General features: G+C 70.1%; 14 protein-coding genes, 1 pseudogene and 1 riboswitch. Of the genes and pseudogenes, 6 read left to right on the forward strand and 9 right to left on the reverse strand.

Annotated elements, in window-relative coordinates:
* The first annotated feature begins 274 nt into the window (after positions 1-274).
* Entirely contained in the window at positions 275-2,365 is a 2,091-nt protein-coding gene (locus ACFFR3_RS42900) for a S9 family peptidase (RefSeq protein ID WP_379485014.1), read from the forward strand.
* Positions 2,362-3,348: an L-glyceraldehyde 3-phosphate reductase gene (gene mgrA, locus ACFFR3_RS42905; protein ID WP_345391320.1), complete on the forward strand. Its 987-nt coding sequence runs from the start codon at positions 2,362-2,364 to the stop codon at positions 3,346-3,348. Before ACFFR3_RS42900 ends, mgrA begins: the two co-directional genes overlap by 4 nt.
* A gap of 8 nt (positions 3,349-3,356) precedes the next feature.
* On the opposite strand, the gene ACFFR3_RS42910 is transcribed toward mgrA, so the two are convergent.
* Positions 3,357-5,732, reverse strand: coding sequence for a flippase-like domain-containing protein (locus tag ACFFR3_RS42910; RefSeq protein WP_364385523.1), 2,376 nt, complete (start codon positions 5,730-5,732; stop codon positions 3,357-3,359).
* Positions 5,733-5,950: 218 nt separating this feature from the next.
* Between ACFFR3_RS42910 and ACFFR3_RS42915 the strand changes: the two genes are divergently transcribed.
* On the forward strand, positions 5,951-7,957 hold the full coding sequence (locus ACFFR3_RS42915; protein WP_345391329.1) for a molybdopterin-containing oxidoreductase family protein: 2,007 nt from the start codon (positions 5,951-5,953) through the stop codon (positions 7,955-7,957).
* Here the strand turns inward: ACFFR3_RS42915 and ACFFR3_RS42920 are convergent.
* Together ACFFR3_RS42920 and ACFFR3_RS42925 are read right to left on the reverse strand one after the other, a co-directional pair.
* The gene (locus ACFFR3_RS42920) at positions 7,944-8,414 is read right to left on the reverse strand and encodes a GNAT family N-acetyltransferase (RefSeq protein WP_345409421.1); all 471 of its coding nucleotides are present in this window, start codon (positions 8,412-8,414) and stop codon (positions 7,944-7,946) included. The genes ACFFR3_RS42915 and ACFFR3_RS42920 overlap by 14 nt on opposite strands.
* Positions 8,415-8,456: 42 nt before the next feature.
* Positions 8,457-8,873: pseudogene (locus tag ACFFR3_RS42925) on the reverse strand (GNAT family N-acetyltransferase); the annotation flags it as partial.
* Between the two features lie 76 nt (positions 8,874-8,949).
* On the opposite strand from ACFFR3_RS42925, the gene ACFFR3_RS42930 reads away from it, so the two are divergent.
* On the forward strand, positions 8,950-9,399 hold the full coding sequence (locus ACFFR3_RS42930) for a hypothetical protein (RefSeq protein WP_345391332.1): 450 nt from the start codon (positions 8,950-8,952) through the stop codon (positions 9,397-9,399).
* A gap of 9 nt (positions 9,400-9,408) precedes the next feature.
* Here the strand turns inward: ACFFR3_RS42930 and ACFFR3_RS42935 are convergent, their stop codons facing one another.
* From ACFFR3_RS42935 to ACFFR3_RS42945, 3 genes are all read right to left on the reverse strand, one after another.
* Positions 9,409-9,798 (reverse strand): VOC family protein, encoded by a 390-nt coding sequence (locus ACFFR3_RS42935; RefSeq protein WP_345391335.1) that lies wholly within the window; start codon positions 9,796-9,798, stop codon positions 9,409-9,411.
* Positions 9,799-9,829: 31 nt separating this feature from the next.
* A complete protein-coding gene (locus ACFFR3_RS42940) occupies positions 9,830-10,144 on the reverse strand; it encodes a DMT family transporter (protein WP_364385516.1) in 315 nt (104 codons plus the stop codon).
* A gap of 34 nt (positions 10,145-10,178) precedes the next feature.
* A riboswitch (guanidine-III (ykkC-III) riboswitch) is annotated at positions 10,179-10,241 on the reverse strand.
* Positions 10,242-10,263: 22 nt separating this feature from the next.
* A complete protein-coding gene (locus ACFFR3_RS42945) occupies positions 10,264-11,061 on the reverse strand; it encodes a class I SAM-dependent methyltransferase (RefSeq protein WP_364385513.1) in 798 nt (265 codons plus the stop codon).
* A 102-nt stretch (positions 11,062-11,163) separates the two neighbouring features.
* Here ACFFR3_RS42945 and ACFFR3_RS42950 point away from each other — a divergent pair, with 102 nt between their 5' ends.
* Positions 11,164-12,969: an acyl-CoA dehydrogenase gene (locus tag ACFFR3_RS42950; RefSeq protein WP_345391344.1), complete on the forward strand. Its 1,806-nt coding sequence runs from the start codon at positions 11,164-11,166 to the stop codon at positions 12,967-12,969.
* Between the two features lie 333 nt (positions 12,970-13,302).
* On the forward strand, positions 13,303-13,527 hold the full coding sequence (locus ACFFR3_RS42955) for a hypothetical protein (RefSeq protein ID WP_345391347.1): 225 nt from the start codon (positions 13,303-13,305) through the stop codon (positions 13,525-13,527).
* Positions 13,528-13,530: 3 nt separating this feature from the next.
* On the opposite strand, the gene ACFFR3_RS42960 is transcribed toward ACFFR3_RS42955, so the two are convergent.
* The 3 genes from ACFFR3_RS42960 to ACFFR3_RS42970 form a co-directional block, all read right to left on the reverse strand.
* Positions 13,531-13,824 (reverse strand): Dabb family protein, encoded by a 294-nt coding sequence (locus ACFFR3_RS42960; protein WP_345391350.1) that lies wholly within the window; start codon positions 13,822-13,824, stop codon positions 13,531-13,533.
* A gap of 125 nt (positions 13,825-13,949) precedes the next feature.
* Positions 13,950-15,518, reverse strand: a complete 1,569-nt coding sequence (locus ACFFR3_RS42965; RefSeq protein WP_379485015.1) for a dihydrolipoamide acetyltransferase family protein — start codon at positions 15,516-15,518, stop codon at positions 13,950-13,952.
* Between the two features lie 11 nt (positions 15,519-15,529).
* On the reverse strand, positions 15,530-16,510 hold the full coding sequence (locus tag ACFFR3_RS42970) for an alpha-ketoacid dehydrogenase subunit beta (protein WP_345391356.1): 981 nt from the start codon (positions 16,508-16,510) through the stop codon (positions 15,530-15,532).
* Positions 16,511-16,521 lie beyond the last annotated feature (11 nt).

Consider the following 16,521-nt stretch of genomic DNA (forward strand, 5'->3'; position numbering starts at 1 on the left):
CGACTTTCCAAGAATTAAGCCGCGCCCCCTTTCGGAGACAACCCCTCTAACTTACCAGCCCGTCGAGCGATCTGCGAATCGATCCGCGAACCGGCGCGTCACAAGGGATTGCCGACGATCAGTGACACAACACATCACAGTCACCTGAGTGAAGGATGTGGGTTGTGCCGCTCCGCGTCGGCTCCTAAAGATTAGCAGCGCCCTTCCACCGCTCGTGCCGGTTCTCCTGCTTCGACGGCAACAGAACGATCACGACCGAACATAGACTCCCCACGTGAGCAGCAACACGCCGCCAGTGGCGAAGAAGATCCCTACGGAGCGCACCCACCATGGCGACACCGTCATCGACGAGTACGCCTGGCTGAGCAACAAGGACGATCCCGAGACCACCGCCTATCTGGAGGCGGAGAACGACTTTCTGAAGAAGGAGACCGCTCACCTTGCCGACCTCCAGGAGCAGGTGTTCCAGGAGATCAAGGGCCGCACCCAGGAGACCGATCTGTCGGTGCCGAGCCGCAAGGGCTCGTGGTGGTACTTCTCGCGTACGGAGGAGGGCAAGCAGTATCCGGTGTCGTGCCGGGTGCCCGCAGACAGCGAGACCCCACCTGAGATCACCACCGGCGAACGGCTCGACCAGGAGCAGGTCGTCCTCGACGGCAACGAGCTCGCCGGCGACAGCCCGTTCTTCTCGGTGGGCACCAGCTCGATCTCCCCAGACGGGAAGATGCTGGCCTTCTCGACCGACTTCACGGGCAACGAGCGGTTCACGCTCAAGTTCAAGAACCTCGAGACGGGCGAGATCCTGCCCGACGAGGTCACCGACATCTTCTACGGCGGCGCCTGGTCGGCCGACGCCTCCGCGTTCTTCTACACGCGCGTGGACGACGCCTGGCGGCCCTACCAGGTCTACCGGCACACCCTGGGCACCCAGGAGGACGTGCTCGTCTATGAGGAGAGCGACGAGCGCTACTGGGTGGGCATCGGGCTGACCCGCAGCGAGCAGTACCTCGTGCTGGGCGCGGGCAGCAAGATCACCAGCGAGGTCCGCATCCTCGACGCCAACGACCCCGGCGGCGAGTTCAAGCTCGTCAGGCCCAGGAAGACCGGCGTCGAGTACGGCGTCGAGCACGCGGGCGACTTCTTCTACGTCCTGCACAACGAGAACGCCGCGAACTTCGAGCTGTCCACGGCCCCCCTCGACGACCCCGGCACGTGGACCCCGCTCATCGCCCACCGCACCGACACGAGGCTGCTGGAGATCGACGCGTTCTCCGACCACGCGGTGGTGCACTTCCGCCGCGACGGCCTGACCGGCCTGCGGGTGCTCCCCTACCCGGCTGACGGGGGCGACTGGCGCGAGCGGGTGGAGGCGGCGGAGCGCAACGCGTACGAGATCGACTTCCCCGAGCCGCTGTACGACGTCGGCCCGGCCGGCAACGCGCAGTTCACCACGCGGCGGCTGCGCCTGGGCTACACGAGCATGGTCACCCCGGCCAGCGTGTACGACTACGACCTGGACACCCACGACCTGATCCTGCTCAAGCAGCGTCCGGTGCTCGGCGGCTTCGACCCGGCCGACTACGAGCAGGTGCGCGAGTGGGCCACGGCCGAGGACGGCACGAAGATCCCCATCTCCCTCGTCAAGCGCAAGGACACCGAGACCCCCGCCCCCACCGTCCTGTACGGCTACGGCAGCTACGAGACCTCGATCGACCCCGGCTTCTCGGTGCCCAGGCTGTCGCTGCTCGACCGCGGGTTCGTGTTCGCGATCGCCCACGTGCGGGGCGGCGGCGAGATGGGCAGGCACTGGTACGAGCAGGGCAAGCTGACCAGCAAGCGCAACACGTTCACCGACTTCGTGGCGGCGGCCAGGCACATGAGGGCGGCGGGCTGGAGCAGCAAGATCGTGGCCAGGGGCGGCTCGGCGGGCGGGCTGCTGATGGGCGCGGCGACGAACCTCGCCCCCGAGGAGTTCGCCGGGATCGTGGCCGAGGTGCCGTTCGTGGACGCGCTCAACACCATCCTCGATCCGTCGCTTCCGCTGACCGTGATCGAATGGGACGAGTGGGGCGACCCGCTGCACAACCCTGACGTATACGCCTACATGAAGAGCTACTCGCCGTACGAGAACGTGGACGGCAGGCCGTACCCGCCGATTCTGGCGATCACCAGCCTGAACGACACGCGCGTGCTCTACCACGAGCCGGCGAAGTGGATCGCGAGGCTGCGCGCCACGGCGAGCGGCGGGCCGTTCCTGCTGAAGACGGAGATGGGTGCGGGGCACGGCGGACGCAGCGGACGTTACGACGCCTGGCGGGAAGAGGCGTTCGCGCTGTCCTGGATCATTGAGAAAGGCACGTCATGACATATCAGGCCGACGAGCAGCGCTACGAGCGGCAGCCGTACAACCGCAGCGGGCGCAGCGGGCTCAAGCTGCCGGTGGTGTCGCTGGGGCTGTGGCACAACTTCGGCGACAACCGGCCGATCGAGAACTCCCGGGCGATCCTGCGACGGGCGTTCGACCTCGGGGTGACGCACTTCGACCTGGCCAACAACTACGGGGTGCCGTACGGGTCGGCGGAGAGCAACTTCGGCCGCATCCTGCGCGAGGACTTCCTGCCGTACCGGGACGAGCTGGTCATCTCGACCAAGGCGGGCTACGACATGTGGCCGGGCCCGTACGGCGAGTGGGGCTCGCGCAAGTACGTGCTGGCCAGCCTCGACCAGTCGCTCAAGCGCATGGGCCTCGACTACGTCGACATCTTCTACAGCCACCGGCCTGACCCGGAGACGCCGCTGGAGGAGACGATGGGCGCGCTCGACCGCGCGGTGCGCTCGGGCAAGGCGCTGTACGCGGGCATCTCCAACTACTCGGCGGAGCAGACGGCCCAGGCGGCGCGGATCATGCGCGAGCTGGGCACACCGCTGCTCATCCACCAGCCGTCCTACTCGATGATCAACCGGTGGATCGAGGACGGCCTGCTGGACACGCTGGAGGAGTCGGGCATGGGTTGCATCGTCTACTCGCCGCTGGCGCAGGGCCTGCTGACCGACCGCTACCTCGACGGGGTGCCGGCCGACTCGCGGGCGGCGACCAGCCGGTTCCTGAGCGCCGACAGGATCGACCGCGACCTCGCCCGCGACCTCAACGAGATCGCGCGCACGCGCGGGCAGACGCTGGCGCAGATGGCGCTGTCGTGGACGCTGCGCGACTCACGGGTGACGAGCGTGCTGATCGGCGCCAGCAGCGTCAAGCAGCTGGAGGACAACGTGGCGTGCGTGGACGGGCCCGCCTTCACGCAGGACGAGCTGGAGGCGATCGACAAGATCACCGCCGGGCGCCGCTGAGCCGGCCGTCAAAGGGCCTCGTGGCGCTGCAGGTAGGTGAACGAGGCCCAGCCGGGCAGCACCGGCAGCCAGAACGTGAGCAGCCGGTAGAGCAGCACGGCCGAGGTGGCCAGCTCCTTCGGCACCCCGGCCAGTACGAGCCCGCCGACCAGCGCCAGCTCGACCGCGCCCAGACCGCCGGGGGTGGGCGCGGCCGAGCCGATCGCGTTGGCGGTGAGGTAGACGACGGCGACGGCGGTGAAGCTGATGTCGTGGCCGAACGCGGCGATGCAGGCGTCGAGGCAGAGCACGAACATGAGGGTGATCATGAGTGTGCCGACGGCCGCCTCGATCATCTTGCGCGGCGACTGGAGCACGTCGAGCAGCCGCGGCAGCACGTTCGAGAAGAGCTTGGAGAGCCGGCCGGTGATCAGGCGGCGCAGCGGCGGCACGCCGAGCACGGCGACGACCAGCACCGCGACGGCGAGCAGCGCGAGCACGAGCCCGCGTGACGGCGTGAACGAGGTGGCGGTGTTGGAGCCGGTGATGTAGGCGAACAGCGCCAGCAGCCCGATGTGGAAGATCAGCATGATGAGCTGCGACGCGCCCACGCTGGCGACCGCGCTGGCCGGAGGGACGCCGCGCTTCTGCAGGTAGCGGGTGTTGATCGCGACGCCGCCCACCGCGGCGGGCGCGACGAGCTTGACGAACGAGGACGCGAACTGCACGAGCACCGTGCGCCAGAGCGGCAGGTGCTCGGGCACGAACCCGCGCAGCATGAGCGCGGCGGCGACAAAGCTCGCGAACGAGGCCACCAGCGCCAGCCCCGACCAGGCCCAGTTGGCGGTGGTGATGACGTGGTAGACGTCGACCTGGCTGAGCTGGGAGAGCACGATGTAGGCGGCGATCGTGCTGGCGATGATCGTGATGAGCGTGCGGGGACGGAAGCGCTCTAGGCGGATCTCCTCGACCTTGCTCTGCGGCTTGAGCGCGACGATCTGGTCGCGGATGCCGGGCAGCACGTGTTTGGCCTTGCCGAGCGCGGCGCGGGTCTCTCTGGTCAGCGCGATCTGCTGGAGCAGCGGCATGGCGGCGGCCAGCGCGTCGGGGCCCATGACGGCGGATGCGGTGCGCACCGAGCGCTCGGGGCCGACGCGCAGCGCGAGGTAGGTGAGGAGCTGGGCGACGTCGAGCCGGAGCAGCAGGTCACCGGCGGCGACCTCGCCGCTGCGGGCGTCGGTGAGCACGACCCGGCCGGCGCCGTCGACGTGGATGCTGTCGCCGGTGAGCCTGCGGTGGGCCAGGCGCTGGATCTGCAGCAGCTCGACCTGCTCCCAGATCTGGGCGAGCAGCTCGTCGTCGATCTCGTCGTCGGACAGCTCGTCGAGAGAGCGGGTCTCGATGTGCTCGTAGGCGAGCAGGGCGGCCTCGGTGCCGATCTCGCTGGTGCCCAGCAGGCGGGGGGTGCTGGCGCCGGCGGCCTGGGCGGCGTACGCCATGAGGGCTTCGCGTTCGAGCTCGGCGCGCAGCGACCTGATGGCGCGGCGCCTGGTCTCGGAGTTGAGCCTGATGCGCCGCCACAGGCGGTAGGGCAGGCCGGCCACCTGCCGGTCGCGGTCGAGGACGGTGACGTCGAGGCTGCTGCCGTCTTTGAGTCCGACGGCGTAGCGGCGGCTGCCCTGGTGGTCGTCCTCGACGCGGCGGGCGGAGACGGGGGAGAACGAGAGCTTGCGCAGGGCGGCGACCACGGCGCTGCCCGGCGGGCGGGTGTTGGGGCTGCCGACGCCGTAGAGGGTGGCGTAGCCGATGGCCATGCCGACCAGGACGGTGACGATGGCACTCGGGATGGTGATCTGGCGGCCGGAGAAGAAGGCCAGGATGTAAAGGGCGATGGTGGTCCACATCAGCATCCGCCAGGTAGGGCGGCGGGAGATGCGGACGGCGGTCGCGTACGCGACGACCGACGTGAGCAGCGTGTTGAGCGGCTCCATCTCGCGGCCGCCGGTGAGCAGCACGCGCAGGTCGTTCATGTTGCCCGCGACCAGCCACTGGCCGAGCAGGAACGAACCGGCCATGCCGACGATGGCGGCGATCAGCCCCTCGGCGACGCGCAGGCCGTCGCGGTGGAAGACGCGCTCGACCGCGAACGCGACGGGCACGATGAGCACGGCCGCGCCGCCGAGGAAGGCGGCGATCCTGCTCAGCAGCGGCACCAGCTCGGCGCCCTCCTTGACGTCGGCCTCCAGCCCGATGAGGGTCTGCTTGGCGACGAGGGCGAGCAGGATGACCGCGCCGAGCACGAGCAGCGTGGCGATGAAGCGCAGCAGGTCGGAGGGGCGGCGCAAGCGCTGGGGCAGCAGCGGCTCTACGACGTAGACGTCGGTTTCCGCGCGTGACTCAGCCACGGCCGGATCCCCCTCCGCGAGGTCCTCCGTGTCATCTCGTTCCCTGATATCGGCCACCGACAGCGATTCTGCACCTTCCCGTGGCGGACTGTACGATCTCCAGGCGTTCAATGTGCCCGACCGTCCCCCCGCAGTCGTCGCAGGGGGCAGGCTACACGGTGGGCTTCCCCGGGTTCACCTTTGAATTCCTGTCCACGTGGCGACATAGGCTGTGTCGCATGTCGGGTGCATTGAGAGTTCTGGGGGCTTGTCCGCTTGACTGCCCGGACACCTGCTCGTGGGTGGTCGGTGTGGAGAACGGTCAGGCCGTCTCGTTGCGCGGCAATCCCGATCAGCCCTACACCAGGGGCGCGCTGTGCGTGAAGGTCAACCGTTACCTGGAGCACACGCGGGCCGCCGACCGCATCCTGCACCCGCTGCGCCGGGTGGGGCCGAAGGGGTCCGGTCAGTTCGAGCGGATCACGTGGGACGAGGCGCTCGACGAGATCGCCGTACGGCTGCGCGCCATCGTGGACGAGCACGGCGGCGAGGCCATCTGGCCGTACGTGGGCACCGGCACGCTCGGCTACCTCCAGGGCTGCGAGGGCGTGGCGGGCCGGCGGTTCTGGAACGTGCTGGGCGCCGGCAAGCACTGGCTGAACATCTGCTCGGGGGCGGGCAACAGCGGCCTGCGCCGGACGAACGGCACGGCGGCCGGCATGGACCCCGAGGACTTCGCGCTGTCGAAGCTCATCCTGCTCTGGGGCACGAACACGCTGACCAGCGGCCACCACCTGTGGAAGTTCATCCAGGAGGCGCGGGCGAACGGCGCCCACGTCGTGGCGATCGACCCCATCCGCACCAGGACGGCGGACCAGGCGGACGAGTGGCTGGCGATCAGGCCGGGCACGGACGCGGCGCTGGCGCTGGGCCTGCTCAACGTCGTGCTGGCGGAGAACGCCCAGGACGAGGAGTATCTCGCCGCGCACACCGAGGGCTGGGCCGGCTTCCGCGAGGAGATCGAGAGCCACCCGGTGGAGAAGGTGGCGGAGATCACGGGGATTCCGGCCGAGGCCGTCCACAGGCTGGGGATGAGGCTCGCGCACACGCGCCCGACCGGGCTGCGCGCCACGCACGGGCTGCAGCGGCACGCGGGCGGCGGCACGGCGCTGCGGACGATCTCCGCGATCCCGGCGGTGACCGGCGACTGGCGGCACCCCGGCGGCGGCATGGCCTTCTCGACCAGCGATCACGTGCACCTCGACATCGACACCCGGGAGGACCTGCTGCCGGGCCCGGTGCGCACGCGGGTGATGACCAAGCTGGCCTCGCAGCTGGACGAGTCGGTGAAGTGCCTGTTCGTGTACGCGGCCAACCCGGTGGGCTCCTCCCCCGACTCCAACGCGATCAGGCGCGGCCTCATGCGCGAGGACCTGTTCACGGTCGTCATGGAGCACTTCCCCACCGACACGGCCGACTACGCCGACATCGTGCTGCCCGCGACCATGCAGACCGAACATCACGATCTGCACGCCGGCTACGGGCACCTCTATCTGATGTGGAACGAGCAGGCCGTGCGGCCGCCCGGCGAGTGCCTGTCGACGACGGAGACGTTCCGCCGGCTGGCGGCCCACATGGGGCTGACCGAGCCCTCGCTGTACGACTCCGACCTGGAGCTGGCCGAGCAGCTGCTGAACAGCGGGCATCCGTCGCTGGAGGGCGTCACCCTCGACCGGCTGCGCAAGGAGGGCTGGGTGCGGATGAACTACCCCAAGCCCTTCACGCCGTTCGCCGACGGCTTCCCGACGCGGTCGGGCCGGCTGCGCTTCCCGCCGAAGGGCCAGGCGTACGTGCCGCCGCACACGGCCGTCGCGGACGGCTCGCCGTACCGGCTGCGGCTGGTGACGCCGGCCGCGCACACGTTCCTCAACACGACGTTCGGCAACAACCCCGAGCTGCGGCGGCGGGCCAAGGACCCGGTGGTGCTGGTCAACAGGGCCGACGCCGACGCCAGGGGGCTGACGGACGGGCAGCGCGTACGGGTGCACAACGACGGCGGCGCGTTCGTCGCGGACGTGGAGATCAGCGACCGGGTCTCGCCCGGCGTGGTCGCCTCGACGAAGGGCCGCTGGCCCAAGCTCAGCCCTGGCGGCGCGAACCCGAACGCCGTCGTGGCCGAGCGGGACGCCGACATGGGCCGCGGCGCCGGGTTCCACGACAACTGGGTGGAGATCAGTCCAGCTTGAGCTTGTAGCCGACGTGGGAGTCGGTGAAGCCGAGCGAGTCGTAGAAGCGGTGCGCGTCCGTACGGGTCTTGTCGGAGGTGAGCTGCACCATGGCGCAGCCGCGGGCCCTGGCCCGGTCGATCGCCCAGGTGATCATCTTGCGGCCGAGGCCCTGGCCGCGGACGGCGGCGGAGACCCTGACGGCCTCGATCTGGCAGCGCTCGGCGCCCAGGCGGGACAGGCCGGCGAGGTAGGTGAGCTGCATCGTGCCCACGACCTTGCCCTCCTGCTCGGCCACGATCAGCTCGTCGTGCGGGTTGGCGTCGATGCGCTCGAAGGCGGTGAGGTAGCGCTCGTCGGCGGGGTCGCCCTCGCGCTGCGCGCCGAGCGGGTCGTCGGCCAGCATCGCGACGATGGCGGGCACATCGTCCCTGCGGGCGGTGCGGAAGATCAAGGACAGCACGTAGTGGGACTCCATGAGCGCGGGGTTGGAGGGCAGGGCCATGACCTTGCCGCTCGGGGTGAAGCCCTTGCGAGCGTACAGGGCGCGGGCGGCCTGGTTGGCGTCCACCGCCCACAGGCCCATCTCCTCGGCGCCGGTGCTCCTCGCCCACTCCACGGCCGCGTCCACCAGGCGGGACGCCGCGCCGTGCCGTCTGGCCTCGGGGGCGACCCACATGGACAGCAGGTGGGCGTGCCTGCCCTCGTCCTCCAGCAGCACGCACACCAGGCCGGCGTCCGCTGCCCCTGACGTCGCCACCCAGTAGCGGGCATCGGGGTTGGCCAGCCGCTCGGCCCACTGCTGCGGGGTGAAGGCGACCTCGCGCTCGTACGAGGAGCCGAACGCGTCGGGCGCGTCCTGGAGTGCGCGCAGGCGCAGCGCGCGCAGCCGCTCGCCGTCATCTGGGCCAAGGGTCACAAGCTGGATGTCCGTCATGGCGGCATCATGTCAGGGACAGCTCAGGGTCCGCCCCCGATGCCCCCAGGGACGGACAAAGGGCAGCATTGGTGACATGAACGAAATAACTCGACGCGACGAGGTCTCGCTGTCGGCCGCCGCGCTGCGCGGCGCCCCTTGGAAGACCGCCGCCGTCACCGGCGGCGCCGTGGCCGCCGGCGGTTTCGGCCTGAGCGTGCTCACCGGCGGCGGCGATCTGGTGTGGGCGCTGGGGCTGGGCACCGCCCTGTTCGCCCTGATCGCCGCCATCGGCGCGGTGTCCAAGCCCGACGTGGGCGACCGGGTGACCCGGCAGGCCAGGCTCTGGTCGCTGCGGCACCCGTGGCGGTTCTCGCTGCTGCCCGCCGGCATCGCCGCCGTGCTGAACTACCCCGTGCAGCTCGTGCTCGACGGCGAGGGCGTCTTCGGGGCCGGCTGGGACGCCCTCTGGCACGGCGCGCTGGTCTACCTGGTCTCCGGCGTCCTGACGCTCGCGATGCGGGGGCGTGCCCGATCTGCCCGTTGACCTCTTCGATCAGCTCTGAGCGGCTGCCGCCCGCTCCGCGTCCGACCTGCACACGCAGAACTCGTTGCCCTCGGGGTCGAGCATGGTGACCCAGCCGACGCCGTTGGCGTCGCGCAGGTCCTGGTAGATGGTGGCGCCCATCCCCAGCAGCCGCTCGACCTCCTGGTCACGGGTCCTGCCCTCGGTGCCGTTGACGTCGAGGTGCAGCCGGTTCTTCACCGTCTTGCCCTCGGGCACGCGGATGAACAGCACGTACGGGTCCTGCTTGGTGCGCAGCATCACCTCGTCGTCGCCCGGCTTGTCGCCCTCGCCCAGGGGCAGCCCGGTGGCCTTGCTCCACCAGCTCGCGATCTCGTACGGGTCGGCCGCGTCGAACGTGACGGCGTGGATCTCGATCATGATGCCACCCAATCCAACACCACCGAAGACGTCAAGCCAGTGTTCGCAGCCCGATGACGCCGGCCAGGATCAGGGCGATGGAGATCAGCCGCGCGGGTGACACCTCGTCCCCCATGGCGATCATGCCGAGGATGGCCGTGCCGGCCGCGCCGACGCCGGTCCAGACGGCGTACGCGGTGCCCACTTCCAGGCTTTTGAGCGCGTACGCGAGCAGCCCGAAGCTGAGCACGGCGGTGACGGCGAACGACAGCGTCCACCACAGATTGCTGAACCCGTTGCTGAGCTTGAGCGACAGGGCCATGACGATTTCGAACAGGCCCGCGAGCACCAGGACGACCCACGCCACGATGACGACTCCCTCGACGACGATGACTGACTCGGGTGCGTCGTCTTGGCGTACCGGGTACGGCGCGTCTCGTCCGGGAGCCTCACGGGCTCATTGACGACAACGTGCCCGCACCCCCGTTATTCCCACCAGATGGTGACCCAGCGGTCGCGCGGCATCGGCCACATGCCCAGCTCCATCACGGTCGCGGCGACCTCCTCGGCCCGCGAGGGGTCGAGGCACACCCGGCGGCAGGCGCTCTGGGCCAGCTCCTCCAGCGAGGTGAAACGTTCCAGGGGGGACTCCCGCTCCTCCACCTGCACGGGGAAGCCCATCGCCGCCGCCAGCGCCACGCAGTCTTCTGCGATCGGGCGCACCGGGCGGTCGACGCCGTGGAAGTGCTGCCACAGCGGGGTCAGCCAGCTCATGGGGTGGCGGTGCGGCAGCTCGATCACCACCCGCCCCTGCGTGTGGTCGTCGAGCGCGCGCAGGAAAGGGGCCAGGTCCGGCACGTTGTAGACCACGTGGGCCGACACGGTGACGTCGGCGACCGGCACCCGCCCCGCCACGTCGGGCCAGCGGCCCTCGACCGTGGTGACCGGTACGCCGAGCTTGTCCGCCCTCGACGTCAGCCCTTCGAGCATGGAGGCCGAGGTGTCGACGGCGTAGAGGTGGCCGATCCGCTCGTGCAGCGGCAGCGACGAGGCCCCGGGGCCGGAGCCGACGTCGAGCAGCGTGCCCTTGTCGGGCAGTGCCTCGGCCAGGCGGGTCATGGTGGGACCGTCGTCCGGCTCGGCCAGCGCACGGTCCGTACGGGTGCCGAACCGCTCGGGCGAATGACTCCACGGGTCCGCGACGGCCTTGGCCAGGATCTCGTCCGGAATCGCCCAGGATTCGAGTCGCTCTCGCCAGCGTGCGGCGAGTTCTTCGGCGTCCATGGAGACGAGCATGCCATGCATGGCGTGGGTTACCCGCGGGTAGCATTTCAGAGTAAGGTTACTCACCAGTACAGCCACCTCGGTTCAAGGAGATCGACGCCCATGGGCCACTACAAGAGCAACGTGCGTGACCTGGAATTCAACCTCTTCGAGGTCTTCGGGAGACGCGAGATCCTCGGCACCGGGCCCTTCGCGGAGATCGACGAGGACGTCGCCCGCTCCGTCCTGGACGAGATGAACCGCCTTGCGACCGGCGTGCTCGCCGACTCCTTCGAAGAGGGCGACAGGACCCCGCCCGTGTTCGACGCGGCCACCGCATCCGTGAAGGTCCCCGAGGGGTTCAAGAAGTCGTACAAGGCGTTGGTGGAGGGCGGCTGGGCGCACCTCGACCTGCCCTCCGACCTGGGCGGCCCCGGCATCCCGCGCAGCCTCGCGTGGGCCAGCGCCGAGATGGTGCTGGGCGCCAACCCGGCGCTCTACATGTACGCCGCGGGGCCGAACTTCGCCTACACGCTGTGGCGGCTCGGCACCCCCGAGCAGAAGCGCTTCGCCGAGCTGGCCATCGAGCGCAACTGGGGCGCCACCATGGTGCTCACCGAGCCGGACGCCGGCTCCGACGTGGGCGCCGGGCGGACGAAGGCGGTGCGGCAGCCCGACGGCACCTGGCACATCGAGGGCGTCAAGCGCTTCATCACCAGCGCCGAGCACGACATGTCGGAGAACATCTTCCACCTCGTGCTGGCCCGCCCCGAGGGCCACGGCCCCGGCACCAAGGGCCTGTCGATGTTCCTCGTGCCGAAGTACCACGTGGACCTCGACAGCGGCGAGCTCGGCGAGCGCAACGGCGTCTACGTCACCAACGTCGAGAAGAAGATGGGCCTGAAGGTCTCCACGACCTGCGAGCTGACCTTCGGCGACAAGCACCCGGCGATCGGCTTCCTGGTCGGCGAGGTGCACGAGGGCATCAAGCAGATGTTCATGGTCATCGAGCACGCCCGCATGATGGTCGGCACCAAGGCCATCGCCACGCTCTCCACCGGCTACCTCAACGCCCTCGACTACGCCAAGGCCCGCGTCCAGGGCGCCGACCTCACCAGGTCGGGCGACAGGACCGCGCCCCGCGTCACCATCACCCACCACCCCGACGTGCGGCGCGAGCTCATGCTGCAGAAGGCGTACGTCGAGGGCATGCGCGCCCTGGTGCTCTACACCGCGACCTTCCAGGACGCCCTGCTCATCGACCCCGACGACCGGCGTGCCTCCGAGATGAACGACCTGCTGCTGCCGGTCGTCAAGGGCGTCGGGTCGGAGCGGTCGTACGAGCTGCTCTCGCGCTCGCTGCAGACCCTCGGCGGCTCCGGCTACCTGCAGGAGTACCCGATCGAGCAGTACATCCGCGACGCCAAGATCGACTCCCTGTACGAGGGCACCACCGCGATCCAGGGCCAGGACCTGTTCTTCAGGAAGATCCTGCGCAACCAGGGCTCGGCCATCGGCTCGCTGCTGGCCGAGATCAACGCGTTCGCCGGCTCCGAGGCGGGCAACGGCCGGCTCAAGGAGGAGCGCAAGCTGCTCGCCGAGGCCGCCGCCGAGGTCAAGGCGATGGGCGACACCCTGGCGGGCTGGGCGCTCGGCTCCTTGGAGAAGCCCGAGGAGGTCTACAAGGTCGGCCTGAACACCACCAGGTTCCTGCTCGCGCTGGGCGACCTGGTCATCGGCTGGCTGCTGCAGCGCCAGGCCGAGGTGGCGCTGGCCCGGCTGGCCGAGGGCGAGGACCCGTTCTACCTCGGCAAGGTCGCGGCGGCCTCGTTCTTCGCCAAGACCGTGCTGCCCCGCCTCGCGGCCGAGCGCCGTACGCTGGAGTCCACCGGCCAGGAGCTCATGGAGCTGCCGGAGGACGCCTTCTAGCAACGGGTGCGCCCTGGTCGAAGTGTCATGAACGGCACCGACCGGGGCGCCGCCGGGAGTACCTTGCCCGGCATGAGCTCCTCACCGCACGACCACCCCCTGCCGCCGCCTCGCGTCGAAGAGGTGTCGGACGGTGTCACCGACCGGCCGGATCACCACGCTAGAACCTGCACCGCGCGTACGCCGATCTCGGCGGGCCGCCGATGGACCTGGTGGCGGCGATCCTCGACATGATCACGTACAACGGAGGGGAGCCGCTGTCCTGTCTGGCGTGATGATCAGCTTTAGCCGGGTATGACGGTCCCTGTACGCGTTCTTTGCCGGGAGGTCGCCATGGGTGTCGGGGTCAGCATCTTCTTCCTCACGCTTGGCGCCATCCTCAGGTTCGCGATCGAGCCCGACGTCTTCGGCGAGAGCGTGCACATGGACATCATCGGCCTGATCTTCATGATCGTCGGCGGCGTGGGGATCGTGCTGAGCATCGTGCTGGCCCCTCGGCGGGGCCAGACGTCGGAAGGCCGGCTGATGCACCGGGAGAACCGTCCGCCCGAGGTCTGAGACCTACAGGCTCAGCTGGACGGCGGCGCGCGAGGCCACGATCGGCTTGATGCGCTCGGCGATGACCGCCTGGTGGTCGGGGTGGTCGCGGTAGACCAGGTAGTCGTCCACGCTGTCGAAGTCCGCCACCACCGCGAAGTCGTGGTTGCCCTGGTTGATGCCCGCGTCCTGGCCGAACGTGTACGCCCGCAGCTGCGGGATCAGGCCGGGCAGCGTGCCCAGCGCCTCGGCCACGGCGGCCTTCTGCTCGTCGGTGGCGTCGTCGGTCCAGGTGAACAGCACGATGTGGCGAATCATGCAAGCCACTGTATCCATGTATCAACGGGACATCCTCGAGGCTCTGACGTCGTGGGTGCGGGTGTCCCCCGCCGTACGGCGGTCGCCGGGAGAGGGGTCCTCCCGGCGGCCGTCGTACCGGTGCGTCAGCTCCAGGCGAGCATCCTGATGGGGTCCTCCAGCATCGCGCCCACGTCACGCAGGAACAGCGAGCCCAGCTCACCGTCCACGATGCGGTGGTCGAACGACAGCGACAGCGTCGCCACCTTGCGCACCGCGAGCGCGCCGTCCACCACCCACGGCATGTCCCTGATCTGACCGAAGGCGAGGATCGCCGCCTCGCCCGGGTTGATGATCGGGGTGCCGCCGTCGACGCCGAAGACGCCGACGTTCGTGATCGTGAACGTGCCGCCCGCCATCTCCGCCGGCTGTGTACGGCCCGCCCTGGCGACCCCCGCCAGCTCCGCCAGCCGCCCGGCCAGCGCGGGCAACGACAGCTCATGGGCGTCCTTGATGTTCGGCACCACCAGGCCGCGCGGGGTGGCGGCGGCGATGCCCAGGTTCACGTAGTGCTTGACCACGATCTCCTGGGCCTCCTCGTCCCACGAGGAGTTGATCATCGGGTGCCTGGCGATCCCCGTCAGCACCGCCTTCGCCACCAGGAGCAGCGGGGACAGCTTGAGCTCCGCGAACTCCGGGAGCGTGCGCAGGCCGCGCACGGCGTCCATGGTGGCCGTCATGTCCACCTGGAGGAACTCGGTGGCGTGGGGGGCGGTGAAGGCGCTGGTCACCATGGCCTGGGCGGTCATCTTGCGTACGCCCTTGACCGGGACGCGCTCCTCCCTCTCCCGCCGCTCACCCGTCGTGACGGGCCGCTCCTGCGTCCTCGCCGCCGCGTGGACGTCGTCGCGGGTGATCGAGCCCTGGGGGCCCGTGCCCGTGAGCGTGGTGAGGTCCACGCCCAGGTCCTTGGCGAGCTTGCGTACGGGGGGCTTGGCCAGCGCCCGCGCCGCCCCAGGACCCTGCGCTCCGGCCGGAGCCGCAGGCGCCGGGGCCGGGGCCGGGGCCGGGGCCGGGGCGGGGGTCTGCGGCGGGGTGTCCAGGCCCACGCGGGCCGGGTTCGCCACCGGGTTGGTCGGGTGGCCGGGAGCGGCCTGGCGGCGCGGGCGGCGCTTGGTGGCGCCGGTCTTGACGCCGTAACCGACCAGGACCGCCTGGCGCTCCTCCTTGGGGGCCGGGCTGCCGTGCGCGCCCGGCTCCACCGCGCCCTCCGCGGGCGGCTTCGGCACCATGTCGTCGGCCAGCGCCTCGATCCCGGACGCCGGCGCCGTCCCGCCGTTGACGGGCGCGGCCGCAGCCGGAGCGGGTGCGGTGGGAGCGGGCGCAGAGGGCGTGGGCGCAGAGGGCGCGGGCGCCGCCGCGGCCGCCGCCCCGGCCGCCGCCCCGGTCGCGCCCGGTGAAGGGGCACCGCCCTCGCCGTCGGTGTCCACCGCGATGATCGGGACGCCAACGTCGACCGTCTCGCCCTCGCCGGCCATCAGCCCGGCCACCACGCCGTCCCACGGGATCGGCAGCTCGACGATCGACTTGGCGGTCTCGATCTCCACCACGATCTGGTTGACCTTGACGTCGTCGCCCGGCTTGACGTGCCAGCGGACGATCTCCGCCTCCGTCAGCCCCTCGCCGACGTCGGGCAGCTTGAACTCGCGTCGCATCGTCTGCCCCCTCAGTATCCGAAGGTCCGGTCGACGGCGTCGAGCACGCGGTCAAGGTCGGGCAGGTAGTGCTCCTCCAGCTTCGACGGCGGGTAGGGGGTGGAGAAGCCGCCGACGCGCAGCACGGGCGACTCCAGGTGGTAGAAGCACTGCTCGGTGATCCTGGCCGCCAGCTCCGCGCCGAAGCCGCTGTTGACGGGCGCCTCGTGCACGACCACGGCCCGGCCCGTGCGGCGTACCGACTCCATGACCAGCGGCTCGTCCAGCGGGTTGAGCGAGCGCAGGTCCACGACCTCCAGCGAGCGCCCGTCCTCCTCGGCCGCCGCGGCGGCCTCCAGGCAGGTCTTGACCATGGGGCCGTAGGCCAGCAGGGTCACGTCGGCGCCAGGACGTACGACCTTGGCGGCGTGCAGCGGCGGCCACCAGTCGGTGGAGCCGGTGTCGATCTCGGCCTTCTCCCAGTAGCGCCGCTTGGGCTCGAAGAAGATCACCGGATCGTCGCTGCGGATGGCCTGCTGGATCATCGTGTACGCGTCCGCCGGGTTGGAGCAGGCCACCACCCGCAGCCCGGCGGTGTGCGTGAAGTACGCCTCCGGCGACTCGCTGTGGTGCTCGACCGCGCCGATGCCGCCGCCGCACGGGATGCGGACGACGACCGGCAGCTTGATCGCGCCGAGCGAGCGCATCGGCATCTTGGCGAGCTGGGTGATGATCTGGTCGGCCGCCGGGAAGACGAATCCGTCGAACTGGATCTCGCACACCGGCCGGTAGCCGCGCAGCGCCAGCCCGATCGCGGTGCCGATGATGCCGGACTCGGCGAGCGGCGTGTCGATGACGCGGTCCTCGCCGAAGTCCTTCTGCAGCCCGTCGGTGACCCGGAAGACCCCGCCCAGTTTGCCGACGTCCTCACCCATGATGAGGACCTTGGGGTCGTCCTCCATCGCCTTGCGCATGCCCTCGTTGAGCGCCTTGGACAGGCTGAGTACGGTCACGACGCCTCCTT

The sequence above is a fragment of the Nonomuraea salmonea genome, from assembly GCF_042428605.1.
GTDB classification, from domain to species: Bacteria; Actinomycetota; Actinomycetes; order Streptosporangiales; family Streptosporangiaceae; genus Nonomuraea; species Nonomuraea salmonea.